The sequence below is a fragment of the Paenibacillus sp. LPE1-1-1.1 genome (assembly GCF_040676435.1).
GTDB lineage: Bacteria > Bacillota > Bacilli > Paenibacillales > Paenibacillaceae > Pristimantibacillus.
Genome location: NZ_JBEGHY010000001.1, coordinates 1,499,894 through 1,515,665 on the forward strand (window position 1 = coordinate 1,499,894; position 15,772 = coordinate 1,515,665).

Annotated in this window: 15 protein-coding genes; 4 read left to right on the forward strand and 11 right to left on the reverse strand. The window is 48.1% G+C overall.

The genetic code is table 11. From position 1 onward, the window contains the following. Positions 1–96 precede the first annotated feature (96 nt). Complete coding sequence (locus tag MRBLPE1_RS06460; RefSeq protein ID WP_364143014.1) at positions 97–831, forward strand: alpha/beta fold hydrolase; 735 nt, start codon at positions 97–99, stop codon at positions 829–831. Between the two features lie 48 nt (positions 832–879). Here the strand turns inward: MRBLPE1_RS06460 and MRBLPE1_RS06465 are convergent, their stop codons facing one another. The 9 genes from MRBLPE1_RS06465 to MRBLPE1_RS06505 all read right to left on the reverse strand — a co-directional run bounded on the left by MRBLPE1_RS06465 (position 880) and on the right by MRBLPE1_RS06505 (position 11,116). After that, entirely contained in the window at positions 880–2,499 is a 1,620-nt protein-coding gene (locus tag MRBLPE1_RS06465; protein ID WP_364143017.1) for a response regulator transcription factor, read from the reverse strand. 5 nt (positions 2,500–2,504) lie between these two features. Then, positions 2,505–4,289, reverse strand: coding sequence for a cache domain-containing sensor histidine kinase (locus MRBLPE1_RS06470; protein ID WP_364143020.1), 1,785 nt, complete (start codon positions 4,287–4,289; stop codon positions 2,505–2,507). A gap of 28 nt (positions 4,290–4,317) precedes the next feature. Then, positions 4,318–5,655 carry an ABC transporter substrate-binding protein gene (locus MRBLPE1_RS06475; protein WP_364143023.1) on the reverse strand — a complete coding sequence of 446 codons (1,338 nt, stop codon included), beginning with the start codon at positions 5,653–5,655 and terminating at the stop codon, positions 4,318–4,320. 187 nt (positions 5,656–5,842) lie between these two features. Then, positions 5,843–7,084 carry an MFS transporter gene (locus MRBLPE1_RS06480; protein WP_364143026.1) on the reverse strand — a complete coding sequence of 414 codons (1,242 nt, stop codon included), beginning with the start codon at positions 7,082–7,084 and terminating at the stop codon, positions 5,843–5,845. Positions 7,085–7,344: 260 nt separating this feature from the next. Continuing rightward, positions 7,345–7,563 carry a hypothetical protein gene (locus MRBLPE1_RS06485; RefSeq protein ID WP_364143028.1) on the reverse strand — a complete coding sequence of 73 codons (219 nt, stop codon included), beginning with the start codon at positions 7,561–7,563 and terminating at the stop codon, positions 7,345–7,347. Between the two features lie 85 nt (positions 7,564–7,648). Beyond that, on the reverse strand, positions 7,649–9,019 hold the full coding sequence (locus MRBLPE1_RS06490) for an extracellular solute-binding protein (protein ID WP_364143031.1): 1,371 nt from the start codon (positions 9,017–9,019) through the stop codon (positions 7,649–7,651). Positions 9,020–9,065: 46 nt separating this feature from the next. Beyond that, positions 9,066–10,064, reverse strand: coding sequence for a hydroxyacid dehydrogenase (locus MRBLPE1_RS06495; protein ID WP_364143034.1), 999 nt, complete (start codon positions 10,062–10,064; stop codon positions 9,066–9,068). 17 nt (positions 10,065–10,081) lie between these two features. Then, positions 10,082–10,765 carry a dienelactone hydrolase family protein gene (locus MRBLPE1_RS06500; RefSeq protein ID WP_364143037.1) on the reverse strand — a complete coding sequence of 228 codons (684 nt, stop codon included), beginning with the start codon at positions 10,763–10,765 and terminating at the stop codon, positions 10,082–10,084. A gap of 84 nt (positions 10,766–10,849) precedes the next feature. Next, positions 10,850–11,116 (reverse strand): hypothetical protein, encoded by a 267-nt coding sequence (locus MRBLPE1_RS06505; protein WP_364143040.1) that lies wholly within the window; start codon positions 11,114–11,116, stop codon positions 10,850–10,852. 484 nt (positions 11,117–11,600) lie between these two features. Here MRBLPE1_RS06505 and MRBLPE1_RS06510 point away from each other — a divergent pair, with 484 nt between their 5' ends. The 3 genes from MRBLPE1_RS06510 to MRBLPE1_RS06520 all read left to right on the forward strand — a co-directional run bounded on the left by MRBLPE1_RS06510 (position 11,601) and on the right by MRBLPE1_RS06520 (position 13,222). Then, the gene (locus tag MRBLPE1_RS06510; protein ID WP_364143041.1) at positions 11,601–11,825 is read left to right on the forward strand and encodes a hypothetical protein; all 225 of its coding nucleotides are present in this window, start codon (positions 11,601–11,603) and stop codon (positions 11,823–11,825) included. A 195-nt stretch (positions 11,826–12,020) separates the two neighbouring features. Continuing rightward, positions 12,021–12,191, forward strand: a complete 171-nt coding sequence (locus tag MRBLPE1_RS06515; protein ID WP_364143044.1) for an asparagine synthase — start codon at positions 12,021–12,023, stop codon at positions 12,189–12,191. Between the two features lie 416 nt (positions 12,192–12,607). Next, complete coding sequence (locus MRBLPE1_RS06520) at positions 12,608–13,222, forward strand: 3'-5' exonuclease (RefSeq protein WP_364143046.1); 615 nt, start codon at positions 12,608–12,610, stop codon at positions 13,220–13,222. Here MRBLPE1_RS06520 and MRBLPE1_RS06525 read toward each other — a convergent pair. Next, positions 13,219–14,715, reverse strand: coding sequence for an alpha-glucosidase/alpha-galactosidase (locus MRBLPE1_RS06525; protein ID WP_364143049.1), 1,497 nt, complete (start codon positions 14,713–14,715; stop codon positions 13,219–13,221). The two genes, MRBLPE1_RS06520 and MRBLPE1_RS06525, sit on opposite strands and share 4 nt — an antisense overlap. A gap of 160 nt (positions 14,716–14,875) precedes the next feature. Further along, positions 14,876–15,769 (reverse strand): AraC family transcriptional regulator, encoded by an 894-nt coding sequence (locus tag MRBLPE1_RS06530; protein ID WP_364143052.1) that lies wholly within the window; start codon positions 15,767–15,769, stop codon positions 14,876–14,878. Positions 15,770–15,772: the final 3 nt, after the last annotated feature.

The window sequence follows — 15,772 nt, forward strand, 5'->3', positions numbered from 1 at the left end:
TTAGCTTATCTTTTAAATAAGACAAATTCTGTCTTATTTGAATGATAAGCTAAAACTGTAATCCAATGAGGAATAATTAGTTTTGGGGGAGAAAACATGAACAATCATGCCTATGCGCAAGAAAAACCGGGTTTTGTATTTATCCATGGGGCAGGCTTGAACAGCGAAATCTGGAGCAAAGTGCTGGAGGGTCTCGGGCATCCTTATTTATTGATTGATTTTCCGAATCGCGGCATACAGAAGGGAGTGGACAAGGAGCTGGCTTTGGCGGATTACGTTATGCATATAAAAAAACAAATCGATGAATGGGATATACGGAGGGTTATCATCGTGGCCCATTCCTTAGGCGGCGTACTTTCGCTTAAGCTGGCAGCCGGGCTGCACGGCCGTTTGGCTGGCTTTGTCGCCGTTGGTGCGGTCATCCCCAAAAAAGGCGGCTCCTTCTTATCTGTTCTCCCTCTGCCCAAGCGAATCCTGATGTCTCTGATTCTGCGCAAAATGGGAACGAGACCACCCGAGGCTGCCATTCGAGCCGGACTATGCAATGGCCTCACAGAGGAGCAGGCAGCCATGATCATAAAAAAATTCACCCCCGAATCCGTTCGCGTTTATACGGATCGGGCTGTTGCGCCTGCTCCAGCCGTGCCGAAGCTGTATGTGAAGCTGAGCAAGGATAAAGAACTAAGTCCCTCTATGCAAGATAAAATGATTTCGCATTTTGCTCCGCATGCGGTGGAAAGCCTGGAAACCGGACATTTGCCGATGCTTAGCGATCCGGACGGGGTGCGCCGTTTGCTGCAAAACTTCATCGCACGCGTTGAAAGCACATAGTGACCTGCTATTCATGCACATGCAAAAAAACTTCTTACCCGGCCAGTTTCAGGCTTTGGCATGATGACGTTCCCGGTATTCTTTAGGGCTGAGGCCATAATACTTTTTGAAGGAAGTGCTGAAATAGCTGGAGCTTGAAATACCGACGAGCATGGCAATATCCGTCAGCTTCAGCTCGCTTTGCGCGAGCAGTTCACCTGCTTTTTTCATGCGCAAGCTTGTCAAATACTCACTGAACGTCACGCCGACATGCAGCTTGAACAGCCCGGACAAATACGTTTCATTGAGGTGGAACATCCCTGCGAGCGATGCCAATGTAAGCTCATAGGCAAAATTGTCGTCTACGTATTTCTGAATGGTCTTCACGATAGACTGGCCGCTGGAGCTTCGGGTCTTCATCGCTTCATCCATAACGAGCCGAGCCAGCTCCTCAAGCTGCTCCAATATTTGCTCCCGCGAATGGAAATCGCCGATTGTCATCTGGCAATCCCATAGCCGCTTTTGAAGCACAGCTTCGCCTGCCTCATATTTTTTCGCAATCGAATGAAAGAGAAGCAAAATGCGCGATGCGATAAAAGTAAAAGAGAACATCGGGAAATCGATCCCGCGCGGAACAATACGCTCGATCAGTGCCGAATAGCCTTTAAAATCACCGTTCTCGATGGATACGACCAGCTGTCTTTCCAGTTCCGGCGAGAATGCCGCAATCAAATCCTGGACCTGCAGATTGCCCGCCCAGTTCGTGCCATGAATGGTACTTTGGCTCCATGAGAGCATGCTTGAAGAATATCCGTTTTTAAATTGACGGATGCCGTTAACCGTTTCCCCTACACCGATAACAGAGTCGAGCCTCAAATACTTTTGGATATTCGTTCTGATTTGGCGAACCAGCCGATCCGTAATATCCGATCCTTCCATGCCGCGCGAGGGAGCAGCCACCAGAAAATGCATCATGGAAGGATGGCTCGCATCGTAGAAAGGATAAATGTCCGAATGCATGCCCGCGGTTTCCCGGCACAGCATTTGGAAAGCCATATAAAGCAAATCGATGTGGCTGCGTTCCTCGCCCAGCCTGCCGGGCGGCACCCGCATCTCAACCGCAACAAACCGTACATGCAGCCGCTCATCGATAAATGCCGACAGCTGCAGCTGCTCCAGCCGTTCTTTTATAACCAGCAGGCTGTAGTACTCCTCTTTAACCATCCGAAGCAGCATTTGCTCCTGCAAAGCAAGCAGCTGTTCTTTTCTCTCGCGCTGCTCGGTTTGCTGAAGCTGCACGTCGGTTTGCTCAGCGGCAATTTCATTAGAGAGCTTCTCAAGCAGAGCAACCAGCTCTCTGCGGCCTACTGGCTTAAGCAAATAGTCCTTTACGCCGGCCTGTATCGCTGCTTGCATATAGGTGTAATCTGAATAACCGGATAAAACGACGATTTTGAGAGACGGATATAACAGCTTGCAAGCATTAATGAGTCCGATACCATCCATCTGCGGCATCCTTATATCAGTGAGGAGCACATCAGGAAGACTTCTTTCCTGTAAGAGGCTCAGTGCCTCCTCCCCGTTCGACGCTTCAGCTGCGATATGGAATCCTGATGCCTGCCAATCGATTTTTGCTTTTATGCTGTTCCTTACGCCTGCTTCATCATCAACGATCATTATGCTGTACACGTCTCTCACCCCTTTACGGCAGGTATGCTGATTCGAATCTCCGTTCCTTCTCCGCGTTTTGAATCAATGCTGACCCTAAGCTGTTCCCCATAATACAATCTACAGCGCGATAAGACATTCCTTAGTCCGATGCTGTCCCCGCCGCTGTTCAAAATGTCTACGGAATCAGTGCCGCTGACCTCCTTCAATAGGTGGTCGACTAATTCAGCATCCATTCCTATCCCGTTGTCTGCCACTACCATGTGGAGCCTATCTTCAGCGGTCTTGACCCGAAGGGAAATTTTTGCAACGCCGCTTTCCTCCAAGCTGTATTTAACGGCATTCTCCACAATCGGCTGTAAAATAAATTTTGCGATAAGCAGCGTATTGGAAGCCATATCTTCTTCGATCTCTACCTGGAGCCTTTCCTCGTAACGCAGCTGGAGGATAAACAGATAATCTCGGATATAGTTCATCTCTTCTTTTACTTTCACCAAATCACTGTTTAAATTTAAGGAGTAGCGCATCATTTGGCCGAGAGCTTCCGTCGCATCCATCAATACATCATTTTTTTTCATTGCGGCAAGCCCGCTAATAATTTCTAAAGTGTTATTAAAAAAATGCGGATTGATTTGCAGGAGCAGCGCTTTGTATTCCGCGTTTTTGCGCCGGAGATTCGTCTCGAACTCCGTCTCGATCAAGAATCGAAGCCGGGTCGTCATATTCTCGAAAACCCTCGTTACATAACCAACCTCGCTGTGCCCTGTCCGGACAGCGGGCATCATACTGAAGGCCTGCGCGAATTCACCGCGCTCGACATGCTTCATGGCTCTAGCCATCGACGTAAGCGGCCGCGTAATTCCCGATGACAGCCAGTAGGCGGCAAGAATAATGAGCAGCAGCAGAATCAGGCTAATAAAGAGCATGGTACGGCGAATTTGTTCGATCTTCACGAACAGCTCTTTCTCGGGAACCTCTCCGATGACATACCAATCCTGCTCCTCGAAATAACGGTAAAATAACAAATAAGTTTCTGCATCTCTTTTAATCGGAAACACGCCGCTCGTATCATAGCCCTTTGCTGCTCTAATCTCCGCAAGCCCCGACGATAATACCATCAGGCTATCCTCCGGCAGCTGCTGATCCAGTACGCTGCTGCCATCGGAGGTGAGTAAAAAAGCGCGGCCCGTTTTCCCAAACCTAATTTTCTCGATCGCATCCCGCAGTACCGAGGTCGGATAATTGATTTTTACAAACCCTGATTTCGTAAAGGATTGAAGCTGCACCAATGGAAGCATATAGCTGTTCACCAATCTGGCTTTCATAATGGTATCCGCTTGATCAGGATCGGAATGCGCTTCCGTCCAGCGCTTGTCCTCCTCCAGAAACCGCGCATACCATTCCTGTTCCAAATACGTTCGATCCTGCGTCCATACGCCCCCTCCGAAATCGGAGAAAACGCCTATCGATATGCCGCTGGAATTGTTTATCGAATAAGAAGATACATATTCCATGAGCCCCTGTTTCGCGAGAAGACGCTCCTCTACGCTGCTGTCCGGACTCATTTGAGCCGTAATCCAATCCTGCGTGACGCGGTTGCTCATGACTTGATTGCCGATTTCCTCAACCTGTGTCATCGAGGTGTTGACATGCGAACCGAACTGTTCGATCGTCTGCGACGTCGAGGTTTCAATCGACTGCTTGATAAGCTTGGTCGACTCTTCACTAAGAACAAATACTAGCGTTATAAACGGAACAATAAGAAGCAAGGAGAAAGCCGCCATCAGCCGGCTTCTAAGCGAGAAAAACATGGGCAGCCCCCTCTATTTACCGGCATCGTTATTTGGATAGCGCTTTGGAATCGGCATACGCCTTATCAATCGTGTCGATCGCATCTTGGATCGCTTCATCCAGGTCACGTTTCTCGAGCGTTATCTGCTCGAATAGGTTTTTGACAGCCTCCGAAACCTGCGGAAACACCGGCGTAATGGGGCGCGGCCTGCCGTACTTTTGGTTTTGGATGACAAAAATATTTTTCGGATATTCGTTCAGCTCCGTAAACTCTTTGGCAACGGAATACCTTGCCGGTATATCCCGCGTAATGCTGGTGTACAGCTTTAAGCCCTCATAGCTTGTCAACCAATTCACAAACATCCACGCTTCCTCTGGATATTTGCTTTTCGTTGAAATCCCGAGTCCCCAGCTGCCATTGGCCACGGCTTGTCTCGTTCCCTTCGGAAGCGGGGCTACATCATAGTCTACGCCTAGTTTAAAGTCCGGAAAATTTTCCGCTAAATGTGCGAGCGACCATGTTCCGTCAATGGTAATGCCAAGCTTACGGTTGGGAAAAGCATCAACGGGGTATTCAAAGGAAGCCACCTTGGATGTGGTGAACAGCTCCGTATAAAACCGCAGTGCCTGCTTGGTTTCCGGAGAATCCAGATAACCTTTCGCCGTACTCCCTTCCGCATTCATTACCTCACCGCCAAATTGCCATATGATCGGATATTTGAAATAAGCGGTTGCTCCCGCATTTTGAAAGCCCTGAGCAGGGTCAATGCCATAAATACCGCGGCCTGGATCATTGATTTTTTTGGCGGCGCTGAGCACCTGCTCCCAGGTCCATGCCTCGTCCGGGTTACGCGAGGGCAGCGGGATGCCGGCAGCCTCGAACATTTTTTTATTATAAAACATCGCGATCGATGATTCTGTCATGGGTGCCAAATAAATATTTTGCCGATAGATGTAGCCGTCAATCGTCGTTTGCGGGATATCCTCGATATGCCCGTCGCGCTGAAAATGATTGGTCAACGGCAGCAAAGCGCCAGCCTCGGCATAAGAAGCGAGGTTTGGAGCGTCAATAGCCATAATGTCCGGCGGGTTGCCGGCCGCTACCGAGGTTCGAAGCTTCGTATCATAATCGCTGTAAGGGAACGGCATCATTTGTATGCGAATCGATGGATGCTTCTCCATGAACCCTGCAATCAATTGGTCATAAGCGGCATTTTCCGCCTTATTTCCCGAATTTCTCCAAAAAGTAAGCGTTACCGTTTTTGCAATGGCATGGTCAGGTAATCCGTCAGGAGTTGAAGGGGCTTCTTCGCCTCTCATACAGCCAGTCATTAGCAGCATTCCCAGCGTAATCATGCAATAAATGGTATGGTATTTCCTCCGCACGGATAAACTCCCCTTTTCTTTTTTAAATCGACCGCCATTATTCATCCATTCAGAATAACAGATTTATCGGCATGAATACTTATAATTTTTTCTGTATTTCATTTTAAATATTCTCTGGTCTCTTGTTACAAAAACAAAAAAAAGCCCCAGCCCTTTTCTTTAAGGCTGAGGTTAAAGGATTATGCTCTTATTGTTCTTGCTCCGCACTCTGCTTCTCCTTGATTAAAAGCACCGATATATATTGCAGCACGGCCATGCTGAAAAGGACAATCGGCATCCAGACCGATTCCAAATCCTTTGCGAGAAAGATAAGCAGGCTGATCGAAAGCACCCTGCCCGCATTAAGAAAAAGCTCGCGCATGACAACCGATTCTACCCGCAGCTGGCCTTTAAGCGGCAGCGTGCCGATTAACCGGTAATAATAAGACGTCAGCGTATTAACAGCAAGGGGATTACATATCGAGAACAAAATCATAAATAAAGCAACCGACCAGAACTCTACCCGGATAAGAAGCAGCGCCGAGCCTATGGCGACGCCCGTTGTAGAAAGCAGCACGTATTTGCGAACCTGCTCCTTCTGTGCTTTCCTTGAGATGACATAGCCGGTAGCGACGGTAAGGGAGGAGAAGAACACGCCTAAATATCCGACCCAATCCTCGCGGCCAACCGTTTGGTACAGCATGATATTAGGCAAAAACAGCATGATGCCCTGGAAAAGCCCGAGCACAAAAAAGCTGTATAACGCCTTCAACCACCGCCGGTTCTTGTTCATGACAAGTCCCATGAATTTCAAATAATACGCCTTGTGATGTGACGGAATCATCGGTATGCGGAAGCTGACAATCGCGGCAATTAGAAACATAATAAATGCCAGCATGAAAATGAATATGTAGCCCGTCAGACCCTCGCTGCGCTGAATGATAAACCCGGCAAGAGCCGGCCCGGCAAGCCCCGACGCGTTAAACACGATCATGTTGATTGCAAGGAAACGGATCCGGTTCGCCTCGGTCGAGACATCGTATTGAATAACTAAGTAGCCGGTCCAATACAGCCCTGCGGCAATCCCGTTAAAAATAGCAAACAGTATGTAATATTGCGCGACATGCTCCTGGGCAATAACGACCATTAAATAAAAGACGGCAATCATTACGATGCCAAGCCGATAGGTCACCATTCGGTCTCGGCGTTTGGCGATCCACCCTCCCAGCGCGAAAGCAGGAGGCGTCAGCAGAAACACGATAATGTTATAAATCCCGTTGACCGTTAAATCCTGCGTTAACCGCCATAAATACAAATTAAGAAACAAGCCTGACATGGATGCCCCGAACTGAAAGCAGCAATGGATGACCAATGCCGTTACGGCATCCTTGCCGAGTCTGCTTTCAGGTGATAGCGGCGCACCTTTAAAAAGGTTCAATCTAGTCCACAATCTTGTCCCATCCCGCATTTGCTGCATCCCCCGATGAATCATTTGGATAACGCTTTCTTTTCACTCATTTTATCACATCGGTCCTTTATTCCTCCCAAGCAGGAAAGCGTTCTCTTGCTCAAAATAGTCACTAGCCTTGCATATGGGAAGCTCTAGGAAACCTATTCTTTGTTTTAGTTCATTGTTCTCGCGATTAAGGTAACAGCCTTGACTTGAAAATACTGGACGGGACGATTTCCAACGATTAAACTCACATATATTTACAGACAGGATAATGCCCGTAAAAACAAAAGAAGCATAATCACAGAGCCGGGCTCCAGATTAATGCTTCTTCCTTGACAACTTTCTGCCTTATATTTTTTTTGGAAACGGATATGGCGTACGTGGTCAAGGAGGCAAGAAGGAGGATAATGCACATAAACCCCGAAACCAGCTGTTGGAATAAAGAGTTTGATTTCGATCCGCAGCGGCTGTATCATCCTCATGCCCTCCTTCTTTGTGTCAGGTTACCGGGTAAGCACTGCTCATCCAGGTGAGGTAACTTCCCGAATAAGGCAGTTTAATCTATAATAGTGCTTCTAATCTGTTGCAGAACAATTCTTCTGTCTCCAATCCCGACCAATACGTCAGAGCTTCGTTGAAAAATGTTCTCCATTCGCTTTCCGTTAGGCCAAGCTCACTGTTATAACGAAAAGCAGGAATGATTTCACGATACATTGTAAAACGGGAGGGTCTGTATCCACTCTCTTTGCCGGACCATTCCGCCGCCGTTTTTAAGCTAGGCAAGCTCAATGTCTTCTGCCGGATCAATAACTGCGCCTTATAGTTGGTTAGAAAATCAACTAGAATACGCGCAGCCTCCAAATGCTGTGACTGTTTGTTCACCGATAGTCCAATTGAGATCAGATGAGTCGTTGGAACTTTAAGATGTGGCAGATGCGCTACGTCATAATGAATTTCCGAATTGCGAATGTGGTTTAGACTCAGGTAAGTCGTAATAATCATCGAAACCTTCCCCTGTGCGAAGAGGTCCTCGGCACGGAAATTCGCATCCTGCTTTGATAGGAGCGTTGTCATTCGGTTAGAAATAATATCCTTATAATTACGGATGCCCTCCATCATCGCTGTACCGCAAAGTTTAACGCTGCCATTGGAGTTCTTCTCGAAGACCGCCCCGTTCTGAAGCAAAAATACGGCACAACGGTTTCGTTGAGACGCTGAAAAATGGAACCCGATTCGTTCATTTTCTATATCCAGCTTATTAGCAGCTTCGAATAAATCATCCCAGCTCCAGCTGCTATCGGGCTCTAATAAACCTCTTTCAGTAAAATGGTCACGATTGTAGCATAGAATTGCCGGACTAAAAATAAAAGGCTGAGCCAGCAGCTCCCCGTTTACCATAAAAGCTTTAGTTAGAAAGGGATAGATTTCCGGCTTCTCCTCCAGCGGTGCTAGATAATCCTGGCTTCCCGTCTCAACAAAATCTTGAAATTCGGAATCGTTCAGCGTCATTACATCAATCATGCCATAATCCATGTAGGGCTTCATTGCGTCTGGGCTATTACCCGGAAGCGTTACATCCTGTACTTGAATATAGGGATATTCCTTATGAAAGGCAGCCAGCAGATCACTTAGCTCCGTTTCATTTAATGTGGAGCCATGATGGCCCAGCTTTAAGGTAATTATCTTCTGATCCGTCAGATTCACAACGATGTTGCCTATCCTAGGCTTCTTCTCGATTAATTGCTCATTTACTAGTATATCCAGCACGGTACGCACGGTTTTATTACTTAAGCCATACTGATCGGAAAGCGCCTTCTCAGAAGGCAGATATTCTCCCTTCGCTCTCTTACCCGTTATAATCTCGTTTCTTAGCTGCTGCAGCATATCATCCTGCCGCAAACGAAACGTCTTACGGCTGTGTTTAGTTTTCATCATTTTCTCCCTGAATGAATATTCTAGCTGCCGCAGGCAGCGGTTGTTATGCCATCGAATGGAGATTGGATAAATTGACTTCTCCACGCAGCTGTTTTCCTTGTACAAACAACTCTACTTCACCTATGAGATAATTTGCAACCCTGAAAAGACCATTGTTTATAGCTCCTGCAATATGGGGGATCAAGGTCACATTGGGCAATGTCCGGAATGGATGGTTCACATCCGGCGGCTCGGGCTGAGTCACATCAAGACAAGCCCACAATCGCCCTTTCCGTAATTCAGTCACAAGCGCCTCTTCATCAATTAGCGATCCCCTTGCGGTATTAATCAGAATCGCATTATCTTTCATGAGTTTTAGAGTCCGTTCATTCATTAGGTTATTGGTTTCCGTTATTGACGGCGCGTGGATGGAGACAACATCCGACTCCATAAGCAGCTGATCCAATTCAACTTTCACAGCCCCCATCTTACTAATCTTTTCTTCCGTTAGAAAAGGATCATAAACCATAACCTTTACATCAAATTGCTTCAGCAAACGAATGAAATGAGCCCCGGACAACCCTGCACCAATGACCCCAATAGTCACCTCATAGAGTTCACGAACGAGATCACGCTGCTTTTCCCACTCGCCCTCCCGTGTGTTACGGGCAAGCTGCCATATATTTTTAAGCGATACAATGGTTAAACCAAGCGTCGTCTCCGCCACTCCCTGCGCTAAAGCATCATTCGCACTGCATACGCGTATTCCCCGTGAGAGGACATCAGGGCTAAGTATCGGTTTGACCGTACCGGCCGCATGAGCGATCAATTTTAAATCCGGGCAGCCAGCAAGAATAGTTGCATCTAATGAAGGGCAACCCCAAGAAGTAATCACAATATCCGCATCTTTAACGAGCTCAGCAGCCTCTTCTACGGATGGACTCCCTGCTCTAGGGTTAATACGCAAGTTGCCGATCTGTTTGAGCTTTTCCAACTGGCTTGGCTTGAATATTCGCTCTGTATAATCTGAACCTTGCAGCATCACAATGTCCGGTTTCTTCATGTTTATCCCTCCTCGAATTAATACTCCGACTCATTTTCCCGATCATTTCTCAACCAGCGATCCAAAAATAAATAGGCCAGCATGCGTATCTCCTCTGGGAAATCATGCCCGCCTGCTCCGATCCATGACTGGAAACGGCTTTCTTTGCCTAACCAGCGATAAAGCTTCTTAAGCTCCAGCATGCCTTCCCCAATGGATTTCCAATGAGGGAAAATATGATCTTCCTGTCCTGCATAGCTAAAGAAAGGCACAGGTGCGCTTAAAGCCACAATTTCATGAAAATCAAATGGAATCTGATCCTGCGCTAAATCCGCCGAGATTTTGGGAATATGGGTATAGGGGTAACTCCGGAATGTCCAATGCTCCGGGTGCGGATCCCCGGTAAAAGGGCTAAAACCCCAGCTGGACACGACGGCCTTGATCCGGCTATCTATCCCTACCAGAAAATAAGCATTGTATGCCCCGAATGAATGACCGATTGCTCCTATAGCAAGCGGATTCACGTAATCCAGGGAGCATAGCACGTCAACGCCTTGAATATGGTCTGTTATATTTTTGGATACGGTAGACCATGCTGGATGCTGTTCATAAAATGGTTCACTATTGAATGCCGCCTTGCCTGGATAGACCCGCTCGACAGCTGTCAGCGCATCCGGCACAAGCACCACATATCCGCGCTGGACCAGCTCGTTTGCATACATGCGATTCTTCCTCCCTGTGGACAGCGCAATGTCATCCTTTCCTTGCTCTATGGTAGGATGCATGGCAATAACAGCGGGATATCGCTATTTAACCGGAGTATTGGAATCGCTTACATTCGGAACGAGCACGTAAGCGATAATCCGATCCCCGTAGACCGTGTCGTATTCGACTTGAAGCCGGGTATAACCAGGCTCCTTGCTCTCAGAGATCAATTGCAATCGCACCGGTACGTTAGCAGGCACCTCGCCAATGTAATTCAGCCAGACTTTCCGAATTTCCGTGATCTTCTCTCTCCACTGTTCATCATTCTTCATTCCTTTTAAGAGCGGCGGAATACCCGTTCTGTTCATTTGTGATAATTTATACGCTATGATTGCTTCCCCCTAATTTACTCCTAAGAGTACGGTCAGTCCATACTGACTCACATCTGGTTTATACACGCGATTATATCCCCTCAGCACCGGAACGTCAATACATTAGATATAAGTCAGACAGTGAACATCCAGCATCATAAGATATTGCACATCCTCCGGTACATCCTCGGTGAAACCCCTTGCCACTTCTTGAATACAAGACTGAATTGATGCAGGTCTTTATACCCCACGGCTTGCCAATATGCTCTATCTTCAAATCTGTCTCTCGCAAATATTTTGTGGCTTCATGGTGGCGGATGCGCTGTAAAAACTGGTGCGGTGTTGTCCCGATACCGGGATGCATGTGTCCTATTCGCAAAATTTCTTCGCCCGACGTGCCGCAGGAAAACGCGGTGCGTGTTTACTCGGCTACAAAGACACATTGGAATTTGATTGGTACACAAGCGAATTGAAGGTGTTCATGCATCATGAAGCCCGAGTGGAAACCCATCAGCTTGACGCTAACGCCTACGATGGGCATGGCGGGGGGGACACGAAGCTGCTCCTTAATTTCACCAGGGTCCTGCACGGGCTTGAGGAATCCGCAACGCCGCTTGAAGACGGATTACTTAGCGCATTATTATGTTTGAAAGCTAATGAATCGGCGAATACGAATACGTTCCGTACCATTGATTGGAACAAGTAATTCGGCTTTTTTTGCTAACTCACTCCTAACCCAGCCATCCTCTATTTCTAAACCTTTGCAGAATTCATTAAACCCATACATTTTGCTCCGGACTTAAGACCACCCAATACATTACCTGCATGAAAAGCCGCCACTCCGCCAATCCTATAAAGCGTTGTCTTCCTAATACTTGAATACGGAGAGGAGTTCACCGAAATGAAAGAAGGACTAATCCCTACCGTTCTCGGTACGGCCGTTACGGCGACTGGAGCTTCGCTGCTTGGACGAAACCGTCAGCTAGGCGTAGCATTAATAGGTTTTGGCGCTGCTCACATTGTTCTCGGCGCGATCGATCTTATCGAACATCGAAAGCAGAACTGGATGTAAACAGGATCAAATACTACGGTGAAAAATCCCATTTGCGGATTGGCAGGATTTTCACCGGCCTTCTCCTCTTTTGTTCGAATAGCAACCGATTCATTAATCACAAACTACAGCTATCGTAATGTAAAGGAGGGACTCCACAATGGCAAAGCAACAAGGTCATGCAACAAAAAACACGACGACAAAAACATCCGATAAAAAAGGCAACGCTTCAGGCAACAACCACTAACGTCACGGTTTCAGCATGTGTCCATTCCTTTAAAATATGCAAAAAAGAGACTGGCACAAGAAAAGGCTTATGGCCTTTTCTTGTGCCAGTCTCTTGTTTCATGTGTGAAATAAAAGGTTATTCATCACTTTAAGCGAATAATAAGCATATAGAACTTTACCTTATTACTAGAAAAAGTGGTGAAACAGCTATGACAACACAATCTTATACGGTCATCGATTTTGAAACGAGCGGTCTTGATCCAAAGAAAGACCGTGTCATAGAAATGGCGGCTATCCGCTGCGTGAACGGCGAAATTGCAAGCGAATTCAGCACCCTGGTCCGATATGACGGCAAGCTTTCGGCCAAAATTACCGAGCTGACCGGCATTACCGATGAAATGACGGCAACCGGCATGGATGAGGATACCGCATTTCGAATCTTGAACCGAATGCTCGGGGACAACGTGCTGATCGCCCACAATGCCGCCTTCGATCTCGGTTTCCTGCATCATTCCCTGTTTCGCATCGCGGGCAGGTCTTTTTCGAACAGCTTCATCGATACGTTGACCATCAGCCGCGCACGCCATGTTTATCCGCATACCCTCAAGGATATGTCGGATCGATACGGCATCCCGCTCATCGGCGGCCATAGGGCCTTAAACGACGTCATCGCCTGCTGGGAAATATTCCGTAAGATGGACGAAGAGCAGCCTGTGGGAGACTACCTGAACACGCTGGGCTACCTCAAAAAGTTTGGCCCTCCGGCATGGAGTCCGCCCGGCGCCGTCCTCGAACCGATTGAACTGAAGTACGCGCCGCGTTAGACGCGCTCCTTCCCTTTATCCGATTCGCCTGCATTCTTGTTCGCAGCCTCCCGGTCCTGCTTCATCTCCTCAACCGTTTTTACCTTCACGCGCGCTGCGCCTTCGTAATTACGCGTTGGAAGCAGCGGGCCTTCCGTTAGACGCTTCTTTGCTGCCGCGACTGCATCCGTATATTGTGGCAGCCACTGCTCCTGCGCCACAAGCATTTCATCGACCATTTGCCAAATTTCCTTCGGATTGCAGACAGCACCGACAAGCGGATCCATCATGAAAGCTTGTCGCAGAAGCTTGTCGTCGCCGTGAATGGCCGCTTCAACCGCAAGGCGCTGAACGGATATGCTAACATTGCATACTGCCGCAGCGCCAAGCGGGAGCTCGCCTACCGTCGGCATGGAGATCCCGTTGCGATCCACGTAGCCTGGCGCCTCAATGATAGCATCGTTAGGAAGGTTAGCGATGACTCCTTGGTTCTCGACGTTAAAATGACCGCGGTACACTCGTCCCGTTTCCAAGCCTTCGATGATATAGGAGCCATGCTCATGACTGCGAAGCTCGCTTTTGAATTCATTTGCCGGATCCTTCATCCAGTTAGGAAAATCCGTCTCGAACCAATTCCGTCCTTCCGTGCATACGCGCAAATATCCGCCAGTCTCGCCGTTAATCCACGAGCTCATATCGATCCATTCGTTAATCTCTTCCGGGCGCTTGCGGTACCAAGGCACATATTCGCTCAAATGGCCGTTTGATTCGGTGCTGTAATAGCCGAAGCGGCGAAGCATATCGATCCGTACCTTCTCCGTACGGCTAAAGTCCGGATGCTTCTCGAATGCTTCCAACAGCTTGCCTGTTAAATCCTCGCCATTGTGTTTGATTTGGATATACCAGGTTTGGTGGTTGATACCCGCGCAAATAATATCGACTTCTTCCTGCTTAAGGCCAAAAGCCTCGGCAATTTGCCAATGCCCGCCCTGTACCCCGTGGCATAAACCGATGGTACGCACGCCGCCGTATTTATTGCAGGCCCACGTCATCATCGCCATCGGGTTTGCGTAGTTGAGCAGCAGCACGTCCGCCGCAGCTACCTCGCGAATATCGCGGCAGATGTTCATCATCTCGGCAATGCCCCGCTGGCCGTACATGATGCCGCCGGCGCTCAGCGTATCGCCTACGCACTGGTCAACGCCGTATTTGAGGGGAATATCCACGTCTGTCGCAAAAGCCTCAAGACCCCCGACGCGGATTGTACAAATTACGTACTTCGCATCCTTCAATGCCTCGCGGCGGTCCGTCGTCGATTGAATCGCGATCGAAAGACCGTTCTCGTGGATATCGCGCTGGCAAAGCGCCGTAACCATTTCAAGGTTATGCGCATTGATATCGGTAAACGCGACCTCGATGTTTTGGAATTCAGGTACGGCAAGCAGATCCCGCAGCAAGCCGCGCGTGAATCCAATCGAGCCCGCGCCTATAAATGTAATTTTAAAAGCAGACATGCCAATCAGCCTCCAATTATCGTCTAATAGATTCGTTTAATCTCCTCTATATTTTAGCAACGATATTTCGGAAGCGTTATCAAAATAGTGACCAAGTGTCTTTGCAAGTGTCAGAAATCATCACTTTTGCAGCAAAGCAGGCTGACAGCTAATAACTATTTTACGAGTAGTTATGGGTATCCATCGAATTCCGGTAAGCAATCGGCGTCAGGCTCGTATATTTTTTGAACATCGCATGGAAGTACTGCCTGCTCCCTACACCTACGTAATCACAGATATCCGCAATCGCGATATCCGTCTCCATCAGCAGCATTTTCGCTTTTTCCATCCGCAGCTCCGTCAAATAACTTGTGAGCGTTTTGCCCAGCTGCGTCCGAAAAACACGGTGCAAATACCCGGGATGCAGGCTGACAGCCGCCGCAATATCCTTCACTTGAATATCGCGGTCATAGTTGTGGTGCATATATTCAATGGCTTGCTTTACATAGAGATCCGCAGGGTTAACCCCCTTCGTTCCTGACTCCTTATGCAGTCTTGCAATGGCAAGCAGAAGTTGAGCGAACAAAAGCTCCGCTTTCATATTGATGCGTTTGCCCATGCTGTCCAGCTCCAGCACCAAGCTCTTCAGTACTTGGTACACCTCGCTTGCATCGCGCAAAAACAAATAAGAGGACGGCGCTGTGAACAAATAAGCCACATCCTCGTCCTCCAAAGCAAGCTGACGCATAGAGGGAAACGCCGCATGGCGCATCCGGAAGTCAAATTCAACGTTAAGCATACGGCATGGACCGCGCTCGTCGACGATGAGCCGGTGCGGAACATTCGCGTCTAATATAACGAAGTCACCTTTTTTGAGCATCATATCGCAAGCTTCCGCCGCTTCAGCCGCTTCAAGCTCGATGACGCACGCCCCGGAGATGACATACATAATTTCGATAGCGTCATGCGTGTGAAAAGTCATCGAGTAATCAGACCACTGCTTAAAATAATAAGCAGACACATGCGGATGCAAATCGCCATCCAGCCACTCGCGTTTAAACAATGTTCTGCCCACGAG